A 20,327-nucleotide genomic window follows, 5' to 3' on the forward strand; every position below is an offset into this window, starting at 1 on the left:
CAATGAAGCCTCTATGGTCTTCATTGCCGTGCATTATATTACCCGGATCTGGTCGCTTAGTGAACGTCGCGCCAGAATTCCTTCTTCAACAGCACAGTGAAGATGAAGAAGATCACGATGAAACCAAGTACCCAGAAGCCCATGCGTTCGCGCTCCTGTTTGACCGGTTCAGCCGAGTAGACCAAGAAGTTTACCAGATCCAGCACCGTCTGATCATACTCTTCGTTATTCATTTCACCATTGCCGTCAGATTTGATGCTGACAACCTGCTGGGTCTCGACTCCATCGACCGTGTGGGTGGCGAACTCGGCGCGCGGAGTGCCCTGCAGCGGTTCCAGCACATGGGGCATACCCACGGACGGGAACACCACGTTGTTCACACCAAACGGACGGGTCGGATCCACGTAGAACGAGCGCAGATAGGTGTAGATCCAGTCCGCACCACGCACACGGGCAACCAGCGTCAGATCGGGAGGCGCCGCACCAAACCACTTGGCCGCATCCTTGTCGTGCACCGAGTTTTCCATCAGGTCACCAATCTTGGCACCGTTGACGATGAGATTGGACGCCATCAGATCAGCCGGGATCCCCAGATCCTCGGCTACCCGGTTGTAACGCTGATACTGGGTGCTGTGGCACCCGAAGCAGTAGTTCATGAAGGTGGCCGCACCACGCTGCAGTGACGCCTTGTCACTCAGGTCATAGTTGGCCTTGTCCAGATGCACGGCTCCGGTATTGGCAAACACCAGAGATGGCAGCAGGGTCAGCACTGCAAATATTATTTTTTTCATTTAAATGTCACCCTTTCCGGCAGCGGCTTGGTGCTTTCGTTCTTGCTATAGAAGAACAGCAGGACAAAGAAACCGAAGTAACCCAAGGTACACACCTGAGCGATCAGGGTCAGGGTCGGGGTCGATGGCAGCACCCCCAGAACACCCAGGATGATGAAGCAGACCACGAACTGGGCGATGTTCAGCTTGTGCAGCTTGCTGCGATAGCGCACCGAACGCACCTTGCAGCGATCCAGCCAGGGCAGCAGGAACAGCACCACGATGGAGAGACCCATCATGATAACGCCCAGCAGCTTGTCGGGTACGGCACGCAAAATCGCATAGAAGGGGGTGAAGTACCACACAGGCGCAATGTGGGCCGGTGTCTTCAGGCCGTTGGCCACTTCAAAGTTCGGCTTCTCGAGGAAGTAACCCCACATGTCCGGTTTGAAGAAGATGATGGCGCAGAAGAAGAACAGGAAGCCGGCGACGCCGATCATGTCCTTGACGGTGAAGTAAGGGTGGAATGCCACCGCATCCAGCGGCCAGCCGTTCTCGTCCTTGTGCTTCTTGATGTCGATGCCGTCCGGGTTGTTGGAGCCCACTTCATGCAGCGCCAGGATGTGCATCGCAACCAGCATCACCAGCACCAGCGGCAACGCGATGACGTGCAGCGCGAAGAAGCGGTTCAGGGTGGCGCCGGAGATAACGTAGTCACCGCGGATCCACAGGGTCAGATCGTCACCGATAACCGGAATGGCACCGAACAACGAGATGATGACCTGAGCCCCCCAGAAGGACATCTGACCCCACGGCAGCAGATAGCCCATGAAGGCTTCCGCCATCAGGCAGAGGAAGATCAGCATGCCGAAGATCCACAGCAGCTCGCGCGGCTTCTGGTAGGAGCCGTAGATCATGCCGCGGAACATGTGCAGATAGACCACGATGAAGAACGCGGATGCGCCGGTTGAGTGCATGTAGCGCAGCAGCCAGCCGTAATCCACATCCCGCATGATGTACTCGACGGAGGCAAAGGCGCCTTCCGCAGAGGGGTTATAGTTCATGGTCAGCCAGATACCGGTGATGATCTGGTTAACCAGCACCAGCATCGCGAGGGAGCCGAAGAAGTACCAGAAGTTCAGGTTTTTCGGTGCCGGATACTTGGCCATGTGGTCGTTGTACATGGCAGTGAGCGGGAACCGGTAGTCGATCCAGCCCATCAGTTTGCTCAACATGATCAGGCCTCCTTGCCGTCGGCACCGACCAGAATGGTGGTGTCGTTGATGAATTTGTATGGCGGAATGACCAGGTTCAGCGGTGCAGGCACCCCCTGGAATACACGGCCGGCCATATCGAACTTGGAGCCATGGCACGGGCAGAAGAAGCCGGATGTGACCCCTTGCACCTGCTCGCCAAAGCTGTCCGGCAAATAGGAGGGCGAACACCCGAGGTGGGTGCAGATGCCGACCGCGACGAAAATTTCCGGCTTGATGGATCTATACCCGTTGTGGGCATAGTCAGGCTGTTGCGGCTCTTCGGATGAGGGATCCCGCAGCTTGTCGTCATGCGCAGAGAGCGCATCCAGCGTCTGCTTGGTGCGGTTCACCACCCAGACCGGCTTGCCTCGCCACTCGACACGGATGAGCTGACCCGGTTCCAACTTGCTGATATCGACTTCAACCGGGGCGCCGGCCGCTTTGGCCTTGGCACTCGGGTTCCATGATTTTATAAACGGCACTGCGGTAAACGCAGCTCCTACCCCGCCAACGGCAACCGTTGACCAGGTAAGAAATCTGCGGCGACCGTTATCAACTGGCGCATTGCTCATCCAAAAACTCTCCCATGTGGACTCCGCACATTCTTATTGTGTCCCTGTTCCCCTTTTCCCGTGACAACAGCGGCGGAAGCTGGAGTTACAATTGCCACAGAAAAACCGAGGAAATTTTAAAGAAAAGATAACAACTTGACAAGAAAGAGAGGTCGTCCCAGAAAACAATAAATATACAATTTTTTGTCTTTTGTGACGTATGGTTAGCATTGCGGCAGGAAAGATCACCAATAAAAAAAGCCTGGCAGTTGCCAGGCTTTTTTGACACTCGAAAGAGTGAGTACCAGAAGCGAATTAACGCTTGGAGTACTGCGGACGCTTACGAGCTTTGTGCAGACCGACTTTCTTACGCTCAACCTTACGGGCATCACGAGTAACAAAGCCAGCTTTACGCAGTTCGGAACGCAGGGTTTCGTCGTACTGCATCAGAGCACGAGTGATACCGTGGCGGATCGCACCAGCTTGACCGGAGATGCCACCACCGTTAACGGTGATGTACAGATCCAGTTTCTCGGTCATCTCAACCAGTTCCAGCGGCTGACGAACTACCATGCGGGCAGTCGGACGGCCGAAGTACTGCTCCAGGGAGCGCTGGTTGATTACGATCTTACCGCTACCCGCTTTGATAAATACGCGAGCAGTGGAGCTTTTGCGACGGCCGGTACCGTAGTATTGATTTTCTGCCATGTTGCCAGTTCCCGATTAGATATCCAGTACTTGAGGTTGCTGAGCAGCGTGAGCGTGCTCGGCGCCTGCGTAAACTTTCAGTTTACGGAACATGGCACGGCCCAGAGGACCTTTCGGCAGCATGCCTTTAACAGCAGCTTCGATTACCATTTCCGGTTTACGCTGAATCAGCTTGTCGAAGCTGATGGACTTGATACCACCCGGGAAACCGGAGTGAGCGTGGTACATTTTGTCGGTAGTTTTCTTACCGGTTACACGTACCTTCTCAGCGTTTACAACGATGATGTAATCACCGGTGTCAACGTGCGGAGTGTATTCAGCTTTGTGCTTACCACGCAGACGAGCAGCGATCTCGGTTGCGATACGACCCAGAGTTTTACCTTCTGCGTCCACAATGTACCAGTCACGTTTTACGGTTTCTGGCTTGGCAACGAAAGTTTTCATTAAGTTAAACCCAATTACCTGTTACAGACCCAATTGTTTATGGGGGCTCTCCCACAAACAACAAACGATGGCCTACCTGTACCCCTTCGAATACAAGTAAAGCTTAAAGTGTTGCTGTCTTATCGACAGCTGTAACGTGGGCCGGGCGATTATAAGTGAAGTTGCCTTAAATATCACCTGCTAATTTCACTGCCATGAAGCTAGCAAATGTCGCCCGGCCCTACCTGCCGCAGATGCCCATCCGACTGGCAGGCGCGGTATTGTGACTAAGGAAGGTGCACTCTGGCAAGGTATTCGTGCGATTGCATTTCCTGAAGCCGTGAAAGACAGCGCTGGAATTCGAAATTCAGCAGCCCTTCACCATAGAGCTCCGTCATGGGCACGGCGGCCGACATGATGAGTTTGACGTGCCGTTCATAGAACTCGTCGATCATGGCGATGAAGCGGCGGGCCGCGTCATCCGTGCCTCTGCCCATTGGTTGAACATTGGCCAGCAACACGGTGTGGAACAGCCGGGCCAACTCGATATAGTCGTTCTGGGAGCGGGGAGTACAGCAAAGTTGCTCGAAATCCATATAGAGCACCCCTTCCCCCATCCCCAGCGACGTCAGCTGGCGATGATTGACCTCAAAACGCCCCTCGGAGGCCTCGTGCCCACCGGTTAATTGCTGGAAATAGCGATCAAGATTCGTTTTTGCCTGCAGATCCAGCGGGCAATGATAAATCTCTGCCTGCTCCAGTGTCCGCAGGCGATAGTCGATGCCACCATCGACGTTAAGTACTTCACAATGACGCTCGATAAGCTCGATGGCTGGCAGAAAACGGGCTCGCTGCAGCCCGTTGCGATAAAGATCCTTTGGCGGAATGTTTGAGGTTGCCACCAGCACGACGCCCTGACCGAACAACTCCTGAAACAGCGTGCCCAACAACATGGCATCTGTGATATCGGAGACGAAAAATTCGTCGAAACAGATGATGTCCGTCTCGCCGGCCAGCTTGGCAGCTACCAGCTTGAGCGGGTCAGACTGACCGCTCAACACCTTGAGTTCATCATGGACCCGCTGCATGAAGCGATGGAAATGACAGCGCATTTTGCGCGTCCCCGGCAGGCTGTCGAAAAAAGTATCCATCAGCCAGGTCTTGCCTCTGCCCACTCCACCCCACATATAGATCCCCAGGATGGGCTCCTGCGCCCTGGGCTTTTGCAACCAGCCAAACAGCCCGCGGGATCTGGTCGGAGTCGGGCGATGCAGCAAATCCTGATAGAGTCGCTCCAGCCTGTTGATGGCCATCCCCTGAGCGGGGTCGGCATGCACGCCGGGTCGTAGCAGATCCTGCTGGTATTTTTGCTGCGGTGTCATCCTTGAGGGCCTCTCCAACTCCCTGAATAGAGGACAAAATGGTATCACGCCCTCAGGACGCACGGTATAGTGCCATCAAGGCATGGCGGTTCATCCAGCCGTATGAACACACACTGTTTTAGCTGTAACAAGGAGCATCTATGAGTCTGTCAACTGGGATCCTGCTGGCTGTCGCAGCCTTGATCGTCGGGATCATCATCGGCCGTTTTTCGGTTCGCAGCCGTGACGCCGGTCGTTTGGAACAAGAGCTGAAAAAGGCCCATAAAGAGCTCGAAAACTATCAGGGCCAGATCAATACCCACTTTGCCGACAGTGCGGCACTGATGGAGCAGCTGGCCGAGCAGTATCAAACCCTCTATCGCCACATGGCAGATCAGAGCAAGTTTCTGGCCAAGGCTCAGGAGCCGCTGTTCCGCGAAGTCTTGGTGGAAGAGGAAGAGACCAAGGCCGAAGCCGAGCAGGGCGTACCGCCTCGCGACTATGCCGGCGCCTCTTCCGGTCTGCTCAAGTAAGCGGGTCACAGTCCCTTGCGGAACTAATCGGGAACGTCTGTGGTCTGACCTTGACGATTGCAATGCAACTTTTTCTGGGAGCTGTTTTTCATATGCGTAAACCTCTTTCCATGCTCAGTGTGCTAGCCCTCAGTGTCGGTATCGCCATGTCTGCGGCCCCTGCTCAGGCTGCACTGCCTTCCCTGTTAGGCTCCAACCAGGAGATGCCGAGTCTGGCTCCTGTTCTGGAGCAGGTCACTCCGGCCGTGGTCAACATTTCTGTCTCAGGCAAAAAAGTGACCCGCCAGCGCCTGCCCGAGCAGTTCCGCTTCTTCTTTGGCCCCAACATGCCTGACGAACAGGTGAGCGAGCAGCCCTTCCAGGCGCTCGGATCCGGCGTCATCATCGATGCCAAGAAGGGCTACGTGATCACCAACGCCCACGTGGTTCACGAGGCGGACGAGATCAAGGTCAACCTGAAAGATGGTCGTGAATATGCGGCCAAGAAGATCGGTGAAGACAAACAGTCCGACATCGCCCTGCTGCAAATCAAGGCGGAAGATCTGGTGCAGATCAAGTTCGCCGACTCCGACGAGCTGCGGGTCGGTGACTATGCGCTGGCCATCGGCAACCCCTTTGGTCTGGGTCAGACCGTCACCTCAGGTATTGTCAGTGCGCTGGGCCGTAGCGGCCTCAACATCGAAAATCTGGAGAACTTCATCCAGACCGATGCAGCCATCAACTCCGGTAACTCCGGCGGCGCCCTGCTCAACCTGCGTGGCGAGCTGATCGGTATCAATACCGCGATTCTGGGCCCCAACGGTGGCAACATCGGCATCGGCTTCGCCATCCCCTCCAACATGGTGCGGGATCTGGCCGACCAGATCGTCAAGTACGGTGAAGTACGTCGCGGCCAGCTGGGTATTACCGGCACCGAGCTCACCTCCGACATCGCCAAGACCTTCGGTTACAACAAGAAGGATGGCGCTTTCGTCAATCAGGTGATGCCGGGTTCCGCAGCCGACAAGGCGGGCATCAAGGCGGGCGATATCATCGTCAGCATCGATGGCAAACCGGTTCGCTCCTTCGGCGAGCTGCGCGCCAAGATCGCCACCATGGGCGCCGGCAAGCAGGTCGAGCTGGGGCTGATCCGCGATGGCAAGTCACAAACTGCCAAGGTGACCCTGAAGCAGGCCGATGACAGCGAAGTACGCGCCAGCGCGCTGCATCCGGCACTGGAAGGGGCCAAGCTGAGCACCACTACCGACCCGGTCTCCGGTGTCGCGGTGGCCGATATTGATCCCCGCTCTGCGGCAGCCGCTTCCGGCCTGCAGAAGGGTGACATCATCATCGGGGTCAACCGGGTGCGCATCAACACCCTGGGTGAACTGACCAAAGCGCTCAAGAGCAAGCCGGACGTACTGGCTCTCAACATCCAGCGCGGCGACTCTTCCCTCTATCTGGTAATCCGTTAATCCCCCATCACCCGCGGCACTCGCCGCGGGTGATTTTTATCCATCGATAGTGTTATTCTCTGCCCGCAGCCAGCACGGATGAGAATGACATGAAAATCCCCTCTTTAGTCAGTTACTTGGGCAAGTCTGTCGGTTTCGGTTTGACCGTTGCGGCACTGCTGTTGCTGCTGTTCCCCAATTTCCGTGGCGGGGCTCAACTGCCCGGCCTGATCACCAATGCCCGCGAACTGAGCTTCTCTTACGCCGCCCACCGCGCCGGCCCGGCAGTCGTCAACATCTATACCCGCAGCTTTGCCTCCAATCAGGGCAATCGCGGACAGCTGCAGCCACAGGGGCTGGGCTCTGGCGTCATCATGAACCAGCGTGGCTATGTGCTGACCAACTACCACGTCATCGCCGATGCCGATCAGATCATCGTCGCCCTGCAGGATGGCCGCGTCTTCAGCGCCGAACTGGTCGGCACCGATCAGCTCACCGATCTGGCGGTGCTCTACATCGAATCGGATAACCTGCCGGTGATCCCGCAGGATCAGAACAGCCAGCCCGAGGTGGGCGACGTGGTGCTTGCCATCGGCAACCCCTACAACGTCGGCCAGACCATCACCCAGGGGATCATCAGCGCCACCGGCCGCACCGGTCTCTCCAGCATGGGGCCGGACAGCAATGGCCGGCAGGATCTGCTGCAAACCGACGCAGCCATCAATGCCGGCAATTCGGGTGGTGCTCTGGTCAACGGCCGGGGTGACCTGGTTGGCATCAACACCGCCACCTATCACCTCAACGGCAATCAGGAGAGCTACGGCATCAGCTTCGCCATCCCCTACCGGCTGGCCAAGCGGATCATGGACGAGCTGATCACCAACGGCCGCGTCATTCGCGGCTATCTCGGTATCTCCAGTGTCGAGATCAACCCCATCGTCGCCCGTATGATGAATCTGGGCGAACTGCGCGGCCTCATCGTCGAGAGTCTGGATCCGGTCGGTCCGGCGGCCAAAGGCGGCCTGCAACGGGGTGACGTGCTGCTCAAGATCAACGGCGAAGCGATCACCGGGGTACGTGCCGCCATGGACAAGATCGTCGAGAGCCGCCCCGGCACCAAGCTCTCCATCTCGGTCTTCCGCGATGGCAAGCCGCTCGAGGTGGTAGTGACCATCGAAGAGGATCTGCGCTACCAGAACAGGGCTGCCGCCAGCGCGGCAGGCGCCAGCTAACCTCGACCCCCATCTCATCGTTCAAGGGCGGCCAACCGCCCTTTTTCTTGCCTGCTGTTTCATGAATACACCCCGCCTGCGTGAGGCAATTCACACTTTTCGCCAAGGCTCAGCTGCCCGTTGAAAACGGAAAAGTGCGCCTCCGCTCACACTAATCCAGCCTCGTTCAGACCTTTTCCACTCTCTTTTGCCAACAAAGGGCTCTCTTTGACCCCGAATGACGGGAATTTCCGCTTCGAATCGGAAAAAAGCTGCCTCCTCTCTCTATTCGTGTCGGCTTAGGGTAGAGCCATCCCTTCTGCCAGCCTTGGAGAGCAGACATTGCAAACAGAGACCCACGACCAGACCCTGACCCCGGACAGCCCGGCGCTGCTGCGCCAGACCGACCAGATCCTGGCACGCATTCATATTCTGCTGGGCGATCAGGGCATCCGCCCCAACGAGGTGCAGCAGCAGATGCTGGCCTCACACGTCAAAGCCATGGTGTGGCGCTCCCACAGCGGTGAACCGCTGCCGGAAGTTGACCTCAGCCTGTTTGAGGAGATCTCTCCCCTCTCCCTGCGTCTCGCCGAGCAGGTTGTCAGCTGGCTGGAGCGACTCGCCTACGAAGAGGCACACCTCTTGTCCGTCCATTTTGAAGTAGCCAAAGAAAACGAACTCAGCTCAGTAACAGGAGATAACTAAATGACTGCCATCAAACTCGTGATTGGAGATCGTCTCGGCAAGGGTCAGAAAGTGGGTGCAGGCGCGGAAGCAGCCGGAGCCAGCGTGACCATCATCCCCGGCATGGCCGCCGACATGAAGCTCGGCGACGTGATGAACAAGGAGCAGGCGGATCTGGGGATCTCCTTCTGCGGCAGCGGCGGCGCCGGTGCCATCACAGCCCAGACCAAGTACGGCTACAAGTGCCGCTACGGCATGCGCTCCATTGAAGAGGGCGTCACCGCCATCAACGAAGGCTGCGTCGTGCTGGGCTTTGGCTTCATGGACAAGGAAGAGCTGGGCCAGAAACTGGTTGAAGCCTTCGCCAAGAAACACGGACACGCCTGATGAAAGAGAACTTCACCACCCGGGTCACCGTCAGCGGCAAGGGAACAACCCGTCAGCAGGCGTTTGCCTCCGCCCTCAGCCAGGTGCAACCCACACTGCTCAAGGACAACCAGCAGGTACTGCTGCGCATTGAGCCGGTAGATGTACAGGTGCTCAAAGCCGAGGAGTCGGTCCGGGTGGAGAAGTTCCTGTTCTTCTTCCTGCCGCGCCAGCGCCGCGAATACCGCGTCCAGCTGGAGATCACGGTTCAGGTCACCAGTCTCGACGTCGCCAGGGTGACGTTCACCCAGGTGTGATCTCCTGACCGGCACCACCCCACAAGAAGGATACGTTGGATGTTTCTAATCATATTTATCAAGTCTCTCATCATTGGCGGCCTGGTTGGCGTCGGGGTGGGGGCCGGCGCGGCGCGGATGTTCCACGCCCCGACCGTACAAGGCATGGGCGCCTTCCGTACCCTGGGCGAACTCAACTCCTGCGAAGGGGATCCCGCTTCCCACTTCTCGTTTGGTCTGGGCTTCTTCTTCAACGCCTGGGCCTCCACCGTGGCGGCTGGCGCCTTCACCCAGGATGTGGATCACCGCATCATCCCGCACTGGGCCACGGCGGCACTGCTGTTCAAGAACCGGGATCTTGCCACCACCCTGCACGACCCGAAAAAGATGGCCATCGCTGGCGGCATCATTGGCGCCATCGTGGTCGCCTTCCTCAACAGCACGGCCGCAGCCGTCCCGGCTGCATTGCAGGTCACCGCAGTCAAGGTACTGGTGCCGGCCGCCAACCTGCTGGTCAACACCGTCATGCCGGTGATCTTCTGGCTGGCAGCCATCGAAGCGGGCAAGAAATCCGGTTTCTGGGCCACCATCTTCGGCGGTCTGGCACAGCTCATCATGGGCAACGCGGTACCGGGTCTGGTGCTCGGCATCCTGATCGGCAAAGGGGTTGAAGAGAGCGGCTGGAACCACGTCACCAAGGTGATGATGGCGGCCATCGTCCTGCTGTTCGTGCTGAGCGGCTTCTTCCGCGGCTTCGACATGAAACTGATTGAATCCTTCCATATGGGTGTCCCCCTGTGGCTGGAAAACGTCCATAACCTGCTGAGCGGCAAATAAGGGGTCACACCATGGATGAGAAACTGAAAAACAACTTCTGGTATGCCGACTGGTCATTCCCCATCTTCGTCGGCCTGCTCTCGGCCGGGGTCTTTGCCGGTACCCATATGTTCTATCTGTACGGGGTCGGTGCCTTCAACGAGGTAGCCTTCGTCGCCATGCTGAAAGCCGGAATGGACACGGGTGCCTACGGCGCGGTAGCCGCTTTCGGCGCCAGCTTCCTGTTCGCCCGCATCATCGAGGGATCCCTGGTGGGGATCCTGGATATCGGCGGTGCCATCCAGACTGGGGTCGGCCTCGGTGTGCCAGCCCTGCTGCTGGGTGCCGGCATCGTCTATCCGGTGGAAAACTTCGGTGCCTCGTTGGCAACCGGCATGGGGATTGGTCTGGCCATCGGCTACGTCATCATTCTGGCGCGCAAGTTCACCATCAACCAGAGCAACTCCACCTACGGAGCCGACGTCATGATGGGCGCTGGCAACAGCTCTGGCCGCTTCCTCGGCCCCCTCATCATCCTCTCCGCCATGGGTGCCTCGATCCCCATCGGTATCGGTTCCCTGCTGGGTGCCCTGCTGTTCTACGTGTGGGGCAAGCCCATCACCGGCGGTGCCATCCTGGGAGCCATGCTGCTGGGTACCTTCTTCCCGGTCGCCCTTGTGTAAGTACCAGCCGCCCTGCGGGGCGGCTCGCCAGAGGTTATCAGCATGTACGACACGATCATCAAAGCGGGGCGCCAGGGAGATGGCCAGCTCGTCGATATCGCCATCAGGGAGGGCCAAATCGCCGCCATCGGCTCCCTGCCGGGGACGGCAACGGCGCGGCGGACACTGGATCTTGCAGGCAGGATCCACGTCAGCGCCGGCTGGATCGATGGCCACACCCACTGCTACCCCGCCTCCCCCATCTATCACGATGAACCGGACAAGGTTGGAGTCGAATCAGGCGTCACCACCGTCATCGATGCCGGCAGCACCGGAGCCGACGATGTGGATGACTTCCAGCAGATCGCTGCAGGTTGCAAGACCCGGGTGCATGCCCTGCTCAACATCTCCCGTATTGGTCTGCTACGCCAGAACGAGCTGGCGGATAGCAGAGACCTCGATATGGATCTCGCCTCGGCAGCCATTCGCCGCCACCCCGACTTTATCGTCGGCATCAAGGCGCGGATGAGCGGCAGCGTAGTCGGAGAAAACGGTCTGCAACCGCTGCGCATGGCCAAGGCGCTGCAACAGGCCCACGGCCAGCTACCGCTGATGGTGCATGTGGGTAACACGCCGCCGGATCTGGACGAGATCGTCGCCCTGCTGGGAGATGGCGATCTGCTGACCCACTGCTTCAATGGTAAGCCCAACCGCATCCTGACCCCGGCTGGCGAGCTGCGCCAAGCTGTGCGCGAGGCGATGCAGCGGGGCCTCTTGCTAGACATCGGCCACGGCGGCGCCAGCTTCAGCTTCGAGGTGGCGGAGCTGGCTATCCGGCAGGGGATCCTGCCCCGCACCATCAGCTCCGACATCTACTGCAAGAACCGCATCAAGGGGCCGGTCTACAGTCTGGCTCACGTGATGTCGAAGTTTCTCGCCATCGGCATGACGCTGGAGCAGGTGCTCGCCTGTGTCACCCATCAGGCCGCCGATGCCCTGCACCTTTCCGGCAAGGGGCGGCTTGAGGTGGGCGCCGATGCCGATCTGACCCTGTTCGAGGTCGCCAGCGGCCCGACCCTGTTTATGGATACCGAAGCCCAGTCCCGCAGCGGTGACCAACAACTGCAGCCTCTCGCCGCCCTGGTAGGGGGCGAACTGGTTCTGACTCACTATGGGAAATCACACCATGCCTTCTGTTTATGAGAAATATCAGCTCAAACCGGTGATCAACGCCTCCGGGCGCATGACCATTCTCGGCGTATCTACCCCCGAGCAGGAGGTGGTCGATGCGGTCAACTTCGGCCTCGGCCACTACTTCGAGGTCAAGGATCTGGTCAACAAGACCGGCGCCTATCTGGCTGGCCTGCTGGGAGTGGAAGATGCGGTGGTGGTCTCCTGCGCCAGCGCCGGCATCGCCCAGTCGGTGGCCGCCGTGATCGTACGCGGCGACCCCTACCGCCTCGAGCAGTTGCACGCCCATACCCACGATGTGCCAAGCGAAATCGTGCTGGCCAAGGGACACAACGTCAACTTCGGCGCCCCGGTCGGTACCATGGTCAATCTGGGTGGCGGCAAGGTAGCGGAAGCCGGTTACGCCAACGAGTGCTCCCCCGCCCAGCTGGCCGCTGCCATCAATGCCAACACTGCAGCCATCCTCTATATCAAGTCCCACCACTGCGTGCAGAAGAGCATTCTGTCGGTGGCCGAAGCCGCCGAGGTCGCCAAGGCCCACGGGCTCCCGCTCATCGTTGATGCAGCCGCCGAAGAGGATCTGCGCCTCTACTACAACCAGGGGGCGGATCTGGTCATCTACAGCGGCGCCAAGGCCATTGAAGGCCCCACCAGCGGGCTGGTACTTGGCAAGCGTCAGTACGTGGAGTGGGTCAAGCAGCAAGCCAACGGCATCGGCCGCGCCATGAAGGTGGGCAAGGAGGGGATCCTCGGCCTGACCCATGCCATCGAGCGCTATCTGGCCAAAGAGAAAGAGAGCGGCGCCGCCATGGTCGCCAAGATGACCCCCTTCATCGAGCGCCTCAACCAGCTGCCCGGCGTCACAGCCAAAGTGGTGTGGGACAGCGCAGGGCGCGATATCGCCCGCACCGATATCGCCTTCAACCACCAGCAGATCGGCATGACCACGGTGCAGGTCGTCACCCGTCTGCAACAGGGCACGCCTGCCATCTACTGCCGCGGCTACAAGGCCAACGAGGGGCACATCGAGATCGATGTGCGCAGCGTCACTGTGCCCCAGCTCGACCAAATCCACTTTGCCATTGCCAACCTCGTTCAGGAGAATCGCTGATGTCCCTTACCCCCAACTACTACCGTGATCGGATCTGTCTCAACGTGCTGGCAGGTTCCAAAGAGAATGCCGTCGAGGTGTACGACGCAGCCGAAGGCCACGTGCTGGTCGGAGTGCTCTCCAAAAACTACCCGGATATCCCCTCCGCGGTGGCCGACATGCGGGCTTACGCCAAGCTTATCGACAACGCCCTCTCCATCGGACTGGGAGCCGGTGATCCACGCCAATCCGCCATGGTGGCCGAGCTGGCCTGCCAGCTGCAGCCCCAGCACGTCAACCAGGTGTTCACTGGCGTTGGCGCCAGCCGGGCGCTGCTCGGCCAGTCAGAGACGCTGGTCAACGGCCTGATCTCCCCCACCGGCATGCCGGGCATGGTGAAGATCTCCACCGGCCCGCTCAGCGCCGGGCAGCCGGACGGTATTGTCCCCATCGATACCGCCATCGCCCTGCTCAAGGACATGGGTGGCAGCTCGGTCAAGTTCTTCCCCATGGGCGGGCTGGCCTGCCGCGACGAGTATCAGGCGGTGGCTGAGGCGTGTGCCCGCCACGGCTTCTGGCTGGAGCCCACCGGCGGCATCGATCTGGACAACTTTGAAGAGATTGTGCGAATCGCGCTGGATGCCGGGGTCGAGAAGGTGATCCCTCACGTCTACAGTTCCATCATCGACAGCGTGAGCGGTCAGACCCGTCCTGATGATGTACGGACTCTGCTGGCCATGGTGAAACGACTGTTGGCGTGATGGCAGTCACGGGCACCGGTTTAATCACTGACCGGTGCCTGGCCTGCTGGTGACATGCTTGTTAACATCGGCCCTTTTATCGTGCGACAGGAGACGCTCATCCCCACATGATCAAGCTGCCCCACCCGAGACTGCACCAGCTGCTGACCCAACTTCATGCCGAACCGCTGCCGCAGGAGGAGCTGGCACGGCGCCTCAATGTCTCCACCCGCACCGTACGCACCGATGTGGCGACCCTCAACGAACTGATTGCCACGCACGGCGCCCACCTGATCCACCAGCGTGGCAGCGGCTACCAGCTGAAGATCTACAATCAGACGCTGTTTGAGGCATTGCTGGCAGCGCAGGGACAGGAGAGTACCTTGCCGCGCACCAGTCGCGAACGGGTGCTGCATCTGCAGATCCTGCTGCTGACGGCAGAGCAGGGGATCAAGCTCGATGAGCTGGCCGATACCTGGTACCTGAGCCGGACGGCGCTGCAGGGCGATATGGCGGAAGTGCGGGAACAGCTTGCTCACTTTGGCCTCGCGGTCGAGAGCAAACCACGGGTGGGTATGCGGATACAGGGGAGCGAGACGGCAATCCGTGCCTGCCTGACCCAGCTGCTCTATCAGGAGTTGCTGCACAACAATCAGTTGCAAACCCTGCTACCCAACCTCTGCCCCAGCAAAACCCTGGAGGTAGTGGGCAACCACATTCACGCCCAGCTGAGCCGTCATCAGCTGCGTCTGGCCGACGAGAGTTTGCAGCAGCTTGCCATCTATTGCGCCGTCGCTCTGCTGCGCCAGGCCGCTGGCCACGAGCTGCGCCAATTCGCCAGCGAGGATCTCACTGCCCCCCTGCTGGCAGTCGCTCGTGACATCTATGGCGAACTGCCGACCCTCACCCCGCCGGGAGAAGAGGAGATAGCCTGCCTCGCTATCCAGATCCAGGCGCGCCTGATTGCCGAAGCGCCTCAGCTTAGCCCGGCCATGGCGGCCGAGAGCGAACAGCTGGTGGAACATCTGCTCACGTACATCCACCAGCACTACCCCTATGATCTGCGGGGCGACCTGCAGCTGCGAGCCGACCTGCAGACCCACATCAGCGCCATGCTGCTGCGGGTCAAGTACCAGATCGGCAGCCACAATCCGCTGGCAGACCACATCAAGCAGTACTACCCCCTCGCCTACGACATCACGCTGGCAGCCATCTCGGAGTGGATCAGGCAGACCCCTTACCGGCTGACCCACCACGAGATCGGCTATCTGGTGATCCATATCGGGGTCGGGCTGGAGCGCCACTACGATATCGGCTACACCAGACGCCCGCAGGCACTGCTGCTGTGCGATGCGGGCAATGCCACTTTCAGGGTACTGGAGGCCCGCATCAAGCGAGAGTATCCCCAGTTGCAGCTGACCACGCTTGAATCGGTGCGGGATTACGAAGGGCTGGAGCGGATCGAGCAGGATTTTGTCATCAATACCGTCAAGGTGAGCGAAAAGGATGTGCCGGTGGTGCAGGTCGACCCCTTCCCGACCCAGTACCAACTGGAGCAACTTGGCAAGCTGGTGCTGATCGACCGTACCCGCCCCTATATGCTCGACAAGTACTTCGATGCAGACCATTTCATGGTGGTCAACGAGCCGATTACCCAGGCGGAACTATTTGATCGCATTTGCAGCCAGCTGGAGGCTGAGGATCTGGTGGAGAGCGGATTCAGGGCTTCCCTGCAGGAGCGGGAGCGAATAGTCTCCACCATGCTGGGTGAGGGTATCGCCCTGCCCCACTCCCTTGGCCTGCTGGCACATCGGACGCTGGTCTATACCGTACTGGCACCACAGGGTATCGACTGGGGCAATGGCGAAAACGCCACCCTCATCTTCGTGCTGGCCATCAGCAAGGCAGACTATGAGGAGGCGATGGGGCTCTATGATCTGTTCCTGGCGCTGATGAACGAAAAAGCCAGCAGGAGTCTGCTGGCTTGTCGCGATTTTGCCGATTTCAAGGCGCTGGCAAGAGTAGCGCCCTGAGCGTCGCCACTACTCCTCGTTGAAACCCGAGGTGAACAGCTCCACTACGGCGGCAAGGGCCTCAACCTCTTCGGGGCCCTCAACCTGCACTTCCACCTGCTTGCCCTGAGCGGAGTCCAGCATCAGCAAGCCAATCACGCTGTCGGCATCGGCCTCGACCCCATCTTCATTACGCAGCAACACATGGGCATCGAATCCCTGTACCAGCTCGAACAGCATCATGGCCGGTCTGGCGTGAATGCCCAGCTTGTTTTTCACTTCAACCGAAGCAGAGACTGTCATTTGGCCGTCCTATTGCGTCATCAGGAGTGGGATGGGTTCTTGTCGAGGGTACGGTGGCGAAGTTGCACGTTCTTGCCCAGCGCTCTGAAGGCCGCAGCCAGCCGCTCTGCGATAAAGACCGAACGGTGCTGACCGCCGGTGCAACCGATGCCGACCGTCACATAGCTGCGATTGTTGCGCTCAAGATGAGGCAACCAGGTCGCCAGCATGTTTTCGATCTGCTGGGTAAACAGCATCACATCAGCTTGCGCCGCGAGGTAGTTGGCGACTGGTTCATCCTTGCCGGTAAAAGGCTTGAGTTCCGGGATCCAGTGCGGGTTGGGCAGGAAACGGGCATCGAACACGAAGTCGGCATCCTTGGGAATGCCGTACTTGAAGCCGAAAGATTCGAACACCAGCACCAGCTCGTTCTCTTTCTTGCCGAGCACCCGGGTCTTGATGAGCTCGCTCAGGTCGTGAATGCTGAGGTTGGTGGTATCGATACGCAGGTCGGCAGTAGAGGAGAGCGGCGCCAGCAGGTGGGTCTCCTGACGGATCGCCTCATCCAGCGACAGCTTGTTGCGCGACAGGGGGTGCAGACGGCGGCTCTCGCCGTAGCGCTTGAGCAGGGTGCCGTTATCGGCATCGAAGAAGAAGCTGGCAAATTCCACCCGCCCTTCGTTGCGAACCTGAGCCAGCAGGTTCTCCAGTTTTTCCGGGTCACCGGGCAGGTTGCGCACGTCGATGCTGACCGCCAGCTTGTCATACTGGCTCTCGACCGAGACGATCAGCTGGGGCAGCAGGTTGACCGGCAGGTTATCTACGCAGTAGTAGCCCAGATCTTCCAGCACCCGCAGGGCTACCGTCTTGCCGGAGCCCGAACGTCCACTCACCACGATTAACTGCATCTTGTTCCCTCACGCCAAAACGGGTGTGTCATCAGGGCCTGCACATCAGGCCGAGGTCATGATCTGATAGAGCTCTTCGTCACTGGTAGCCTGACGCAACTGGCGGCAGACCGCCTTGTCGCCCAGCTTGGAAGCCATCAGGGAAAGGGTCTTGAGATGCTGTTTGCACTCGCTCTCCGGTACCAGCAAGGCAAACAGCAGGTCAACCGGTTGATTGTCGATGGAGTCGAAAGGGATGGGTTCGGCAAAGGTCATCAGGATCGCGGTTGGCGGGAACTCATCGTCAATTCGACCGTGGGGGATCGCAATACCGGCACCGATCCCGGTACTACCCATTTTCTCGCGGGCCAGCAAGCATTCAAACAGCGCCTGGCGGGAGGTGCCGAGGCGTTCGGCGGCCAGCTCGCTGATGATTTCAAGGGCACGTTTCTTGCTGGTGCATGGGACTGCACTCTTGGTGCAGTCCCGACTCAGTATGTGTTCAAGTTGCATAGTTATTTTTTATTTAACTTATCTTTGTGCTTGATGATCTGCCTGTCCAGCTTGTCGAGCAAGGTATCAATCGCGGCATACATATCGGCATGCTCGGAGTTGGCGAATACCTCGCCACCGCTGACGTGCAGTTTGGCTTCGGCAATCTGGTTCAGTTTCTCTACGCTAAGCACCACATGCACGTTGTTGATGTGGTCGAAATGACGCTCGAGTTTGGCAAATTTGTTATTCACATAATCACGCAGAGCTTCGGTGATCTCGACATGGTGTCCGGTCAGGTTAATTTGCATAACATCATCCTTTTGTTTTGCCTAAACCAGGCGTTTGCGCTGATTGGAAGGTGGGATAAACAAGGATTCGCGGTACTTAGCGATCGTGCGTCTAGCCACCATAATACCCTGTTCGGCCAGCAAATCCGCGATCTTGCTATCACTTAACGGCTTGGCAGGATTCTCTGCCGTTACCAGCTTTTTGATGAGCGCGCGAATTGCGGTCGATGAGCACTCTCCTCCTCCTTCGGTGTTCACATGGCTGGAGAAAAAAAACTTCAATTCGAAGATACCGCGGGGGGTATGCATGTACTTCTGGGTCGTCACCCGGGAGATGGTCGACTCATGCATCTCCACCGCTTCGGCAATGTCGTTGAGCACCATTGGCTTCATCGCCTCTTCACCATACTCGAAAAAGCCCTGCTGCTGCTCGACAATACAGCTGGCTACTTTCAGCAGGGTATCGTTGCGGCTCTCAAGGCTCTTGATGAACCACTTGGCCTCCTGCAGGTGGGAGCGGATGAATTGGGTATCCGTGCTGCTGCGGGCGTTGCGGGCCATGGCGGCATAGGTCTCGTTGACCCGGATGCGCGGGGCGGAATCGGGGTTGAGCTCCACCACCCAGCGGTTCTGGCGCTTTACCACCGAAACATCGGGGATCACATACTGGGAGTCGCTCTGGATGATGCCGTTACCGGGGCGGGGCTCCAGCAGCTGGATCAGATCCAGCACCTCCTTGAGGTCGCTCTCCTTGAGGCGAGTTTTGCGGGCCAGAGTGCGATAATCGCGGTTGCCGAGCAGATCCATGTGCTCGAGGATCACCTCTTTGGCTTCGTTGAGCCAGGGAGTTTCGGGGGCATACTGTTCCAGCTGGATAAGCAGACACTCCTGCACCGAGCGAGCGGCGATACCGACCGGGTCAAAATGCTGCACCCGCTTGAGAACAGCCTCCACCTCGTCGAGCTCGACCTCTACTTCGTCACTGCTGACGGCGGCCTGGATATCCTCCAGTGCAACGGTCAGATACCCGGATTCGTCGATGGCATCGATGATGGCAAGCGCGATGGCGGCATCCACATCGCTGAATGGTGTTAGACGCATCTGCCACAGCAGATAGTCCTGCAGGTTTTCGGTGGTCTCACCCTGATAGACGCTGTCTTCACCGTCGTGGATCGGGCCTGCACTCTGGGCGGTACCGGCGGAGTAAACCTCATCCCAAGTGGTATCTACCGGCAACTCGTCAGGCATCTGCTCCTGAGCCATGGCATCGCTGGAGTCGAGCTGGCTGGCATCGACAGCCTCTTGCGGGGCCGTCTCCTGCACTTCGCTCTCTTCCTGCTCCAGCAGAGGATTGCTTTCGAGCGCTTGCTGAATTTCCTGCTGGAGTTCCAGAGAGGAGAGCTGGAGCAGACGAATCGCTTGTTGTAATTGCGGCGTCATGGTCAGGGACTGACCGAGACGCAACTGTAATGTCGGCTTCATCTACGTCGGGATATCCTTATGTTCAGCGAGGCACTGTCACAGAGAATGAAGGCTGCCCCCTTACTATAGACTGAATTGATCGCCCAAATAGACGCGCTTGACCTGTTCATCGGCGAGGATATCGGCCGGTGCACCCTCGGCAATCATCTGGCCGTGGCTGACGATATAGGCCTTCTCGCATACGTCCAGAGTCTCTCTGACGTTGTGGTCGGTAATCAAGACGCCAAGCCCCCTATCTTTCAGGTGCTGGATGATCTTCTTGATGTCTATCACAGAAATCGGGTCAACCCCTGCGAAAGGCTCATCCAGCAGGATAAAGCGCGGTTCCGCTGCCAGCGCCCGGGCAATCTCGACCCGCCGCCGCTCGCCACCGGAGAGGCTTTGCCCCAGGTTGTCGCGGATATGGGTGATATTGAACTCTTCCAGCAGCTGCTGAACCTTGTCCTCCCGCTCTTCGCGACTCAACTCCTTGCGCGTCTGCATCACTCCCATCAGGTTTTCATACACCGTGAGGCGGCGGAAGATAGAGGCTTCCTGCGGCAGGTAACCGATGCCGTTGCGGGCGCGCACGTGCATGGGCTGCAGGCTGATGTCCTGATCGTCAATGGTGATGAGACCGGCATCGCGCTGTACCAACCCGACGATCATGTAAAACGACGTGGTTTTGCCGGCACCGTTGGGGCCAAGCAGGCCGACTATCTGGCCGGTACCCACCTCAAGGCTCACGTCGCTAACCACCATGCGACGCTTGTAACTCTTCTGCAGGCCGACTGCTTTCAATACTGCCATGG

General features: G+C 58.7%; 24 protein-coding genes. 12 read left to right on the forward strand and 12 right to left on the reverse strand.

Features of this window, described 5'->3' with window-relative positions:
* Positions 1-56: 56 nt before the first annotated feature.
* From AACS24_RS12640 to zapE, 6 genes are all read right to left on the reverse strand, one after another.
* Positions 57-791: a cytochrome c1 gene (locus AACS24_RS12640; protein WP_033115439.1), complete on the reverse strand. Its 735-nt coding sequence runs from the start codon at positions 789-791 to the stop codon at positions 57-59.
* Positions 788-2,005 carry a cytochrome b gene (locus AACS24_RS12645; RefSeq protein WP_041210137.1) on the reverse strand — a complete coding sequence of 406 codons (1,218 nt, stop codon included), beginning with the start codon at positions 2,003-2,005 and terminating at the stop codon, positions 788-790. The genes AACS24_RS12640 and AACS24_RS12645 overlap by 4 nt, the downstream gene beginning before the upstream one ends.
* A gap of 2 nt (positions 2,006-2,007) precedes the next feature.
* Positions 2,008-2,598: a ubiquinol-cytochrome c reductase iron-sulfur subunit gene (petA, locus tag AACS24_RS12650; protein ID WP_033115441.1), complete on the reverse strand. Its 591-nt coding sequence runs from the start codon at positions 2,596-2,598 to the stop codon at positions 2,008-2,010.
* A gap of 294 nt (positions 2,599-2,892) precedes the next feature.
* Positions 2,893-3,285, reverse strand: coding sequence for a 30S ribosomal protein S9 (gene rpsI / locus AACS24_RS12655; protein WP_005336286.1), 393 nt, complete (start codon positions 3,283-3,285; stop codon positions 2,893-2,895).
* Between the two features lie 15 nt (positions 3,286-3,300).
* Positions 3,301-3,729, reverse strand: coding sequence for a 50S ribosomal protein L13 (gene rplM, locus AACS24_RS12660; RefSeq protein ID WP_005341737.1), 429 nt, complete (start codon positions 3,727-3,729; stop codon positions 3,301-3,303).
* A gap of 266 nt (positions 3,730-3,995) precedes the next feature.
* On the reverse strand, positions 3,996-5,090 hold the full coding sequence (gene zapE, locus AACS24_RS12665) for a cell division protein ZapE (protein ID WP_108570878.1): 1,095 nt from the start codon (positions 5,088-5,090) through the stop codon (positions 3,996-3,998).
* 140 nt (positions 5,091-5,230) lie between these two features.
* Between zapE and AACS24_RS12670 the strand changes: the two genes are divergently transcribed.
* The 12 genes from AACS24_RS12670 to AACS24_RS12725 all read left to right on the forward strand — a co-directional run bounded on the left by AACS24_RS12670 (position 5,231) and on the right by AACS24_RS12725 (position 16,124).
* The gene (locus tag AACS24_RS12670) at positions 5,231-5,602 is read left to right on the forward strand and encodes a YhcB family protein (protein ID WP_108570879.1); all 372 of its coding nucleotides are present in this window, start codon (positions 5,231-5,233) and stop codon (positions 5,600-5,602) included.
* Positions 5,603-5,694: 92 nt separating this feature from the next.
* A complete protein-coding gene (locus tag AACS24_RS12675; RefSeq protein WP_033115444.1) occupies positions 5,695-7,056 on the forward strand; it encodes a Do family serine endopeptidase in 1,362 nt (453 codons plus the stop codon).
* An 89-nt stretch (positions 7,057-7,145) separates the two neighbouring features.
* The gene (degS, locus tag AACS24_RS12680) at positions 7,146-8,267 is read left to right on the forward strand and encodes an outer membrane-stress sensor serine endopeptidase DegS (RefSeq protein WP_108570880.1); all 1,122 of its coding nucleotides are present in this window, start codon (positions 7,146-7,148) and stop codon (positions 8,265-8,267) included.
* Between the two features lie 321 nt (positions 8,268-8,588).
* Positions 8,589-8,951: a transcriptional regulator gene (locus tag AACS24_RS12685; RefSeq protein WP_042030112.1), complete on the forward strand. Its 363-nt coding sequence runs from the start codon at positions 8,589-8,591 to the stop codon at positions 8,949-8,951.
* On the forward strand, positions 8,952-9,317 hold the full coding sequence (locus tag AACS24_RS12690) for an SFCGS family glycine-rich protein (protein ID WP_033115447.1): 366 nt from the start codon (positions 8,952-8,954) through the stop codon (positions 9,315-9,317). It abuts the gene before it with no gap.
* A complete protein-coding gene (locus tag AACS24_RS12695) occupies positions 9,317-9,613 on the forward strand; it encodes a DUF4312 family protein (protein WP_042030114.1) in 297 nt (98 codons plus the stop codon). The genes AACS24_RS12690 and AACS24_RS12695 overlap by 1 nt, the downstream gene beginning before the upstream one ends.
* Positions 9,614-9,652: 39 nt before the next feature.
* Positions 9,653-10,429 carry a DUF4311 domain-containing protein gene (locus tag AACS24_RS12700; protein ID WP_005341754.1) on the forward strand — a complete coding sequence of 259 codons (777 nt, stop codon included), beginning with the start codon at positions 9,653-9,655 and terminating at the stop codon, positions 10,427-10,429.
* An 11-nt stretch (positions 10,430-10,440) separates the two neighbouring features.
* Complete coding sequence (locus tag AACS24_RS12705) at positions 10,441-11,091, forward strand: DUF4310 family protein (RefSeq protein ID WP_005355144.1); 651 nt, start codon at positions 10,441-10,443, stop codon at positions 11,089-11,091.
* Positions 11,092-11,133: 42 nt separating this feature from the next.
* On the forward strand, positions 11,134-12,273 hold the full coding sequence (locus tag AACS24_RS12710; RefSeq protein WP_108570881.1) for an amidohydrolase/deacetylase family metallohydrolase: 1,140 nt from the start codon (positions 11,134-11,136) through the stop codon (positions 12,271-12,273).
* Positions 12,257-13,372: a DgaE family pyridoxal phosphate-dependent ammonia lyase gene (locus AACS24_RS12715; protein WP_108570882.1), complete on the forward strand. Its 1,116-nt coding sequence runs from the start codon at positions 12,257-12,259 to the stop codon at positions 13,370-13,372. Before AACS24_RS12710 ends, AACS24_RS12715 begins: the two co-directional genes overlap by 17 nt.
* Positions 13,372-14,112 carry a 2-dehydro-3-deoxy-phosphogluconate aldolase gene (gene dagF / locus AACS24_RS12720; protein ID WP_108570883.1) on the forward strand — a complete coding sequence of 247 codons (741 nt, stop codon included), beginning with the start codon at positions 13,372-13,374 and terminating at the stop codon, positions 14,110-14,112. The genes AACS24_RS12715 and dagF overlap by 1 nt, the downstream gene beginning before the upstream one ends.
* Positions 14,113-14,219: 107 nt before the next feature.
* Positions 14,220-16,124, forward strand: a complete 1,905-nt coding sequence (locus AACS24_RS12725) for a BglG family transcription antiterminator (RefSeq protein ID WP_108570884.1) — start codon at positions 14,220-14,222, stop codon at positions 16,122-16,124.
* A 9-nt stretch (positions 16,125-16,133) separates the two neighbouring features.
* Here the strand turns inward: AACS24_RS12725 and npr are convergent, their stop codons facing one another.
* From npr to lptB, 6 genes are all read right to left on the reverse strand, one after another.
* The gene (npr, locus tag AACS24_RS12730; protein WP_033115454.1) at positions 16,134-16,406 is read right to left on the reverse strand and encodes a PTS phosphocarrier protein NPr; all 273 of its coding nucleotides are present in this window, start codon (positions 16,404-16,406) and stop codon (positions 16,134-16,136) included.
* A gap of 20 nt (positions 16,407-16,426) precedes the next feature.
* Positions 16,427-17,293 (reverse strand): RNase adapter RapZ, encoded by an 867-nt coding sequence (gene rapZ, locus AACS24_RS12735; protein ID WP_041210126.1) that lies wholly within the window; start codon positions 17,291-17,293, stop codon positions 16,427-16,429.
* Positions 17,294-17,338: 45 nt separating this feature from the next.
* Entirely contained in the window at positions 17,339-17,785 is a 447-nt protein-coding gene (gene ptsN, locus AACS24_RS12740; protein ID WP_042030121.1) for a PTS IIA-like nitrogen regulatory protein PtsN, read from the reverse strand.
* 2 nt (positions 17,786-17,787) lie between these two features.
* Complete coding sequence (gene hpf / locus AACS24_RS12745; RefSeq protein WP_005336323.1) at positions 17,788-18,075, reverse strand: ribosome hibernation promoting factor; 288 nt, start codon at positions 18,073-18,075, stop codon at positions 17,788-17,790.
* A 21-nt stretch (positions 18,076-18,096) separates the two neighbouring features.
* Entirely contained in the window at positions 18,097-19,536 is a 1,440-nt protein-coding gene (locus AACS24_RS12750) for an RNA polymerase factor sigma-54 (RefSeq protein ID WP_108570885.1), read from the reverse strand.
* A gap of 63 nt (positions 19,537-19,599) precedes the next feature.
* Positions 19,600-20,325: an LPS export ABC transporter ATP-binding protein gene (gene lptB / locus AACS24_RS12755; protein WP_033115458.1), complete on the reverse strand. Its 726-nt coding sequence runs from the start codon at positions 20,323-20,325 to the stop codon at positions 19,600-19,602.
* Between the last annotated feature and the right edge of the window lie 2 nt (positions 20,326-20,327).

The sequence above is a fragment of the Aeromonas sp. HMWF016 genome, from assembly GCF_963878195.1.
In the GTDB taxonomy this organism is placed as follows: Bacteria; Pseudomonadota; Gammaproteobacteria; order Enterobacterales; family Aeromonadaceae; genus Aeromonas; species Aeromonas lacus.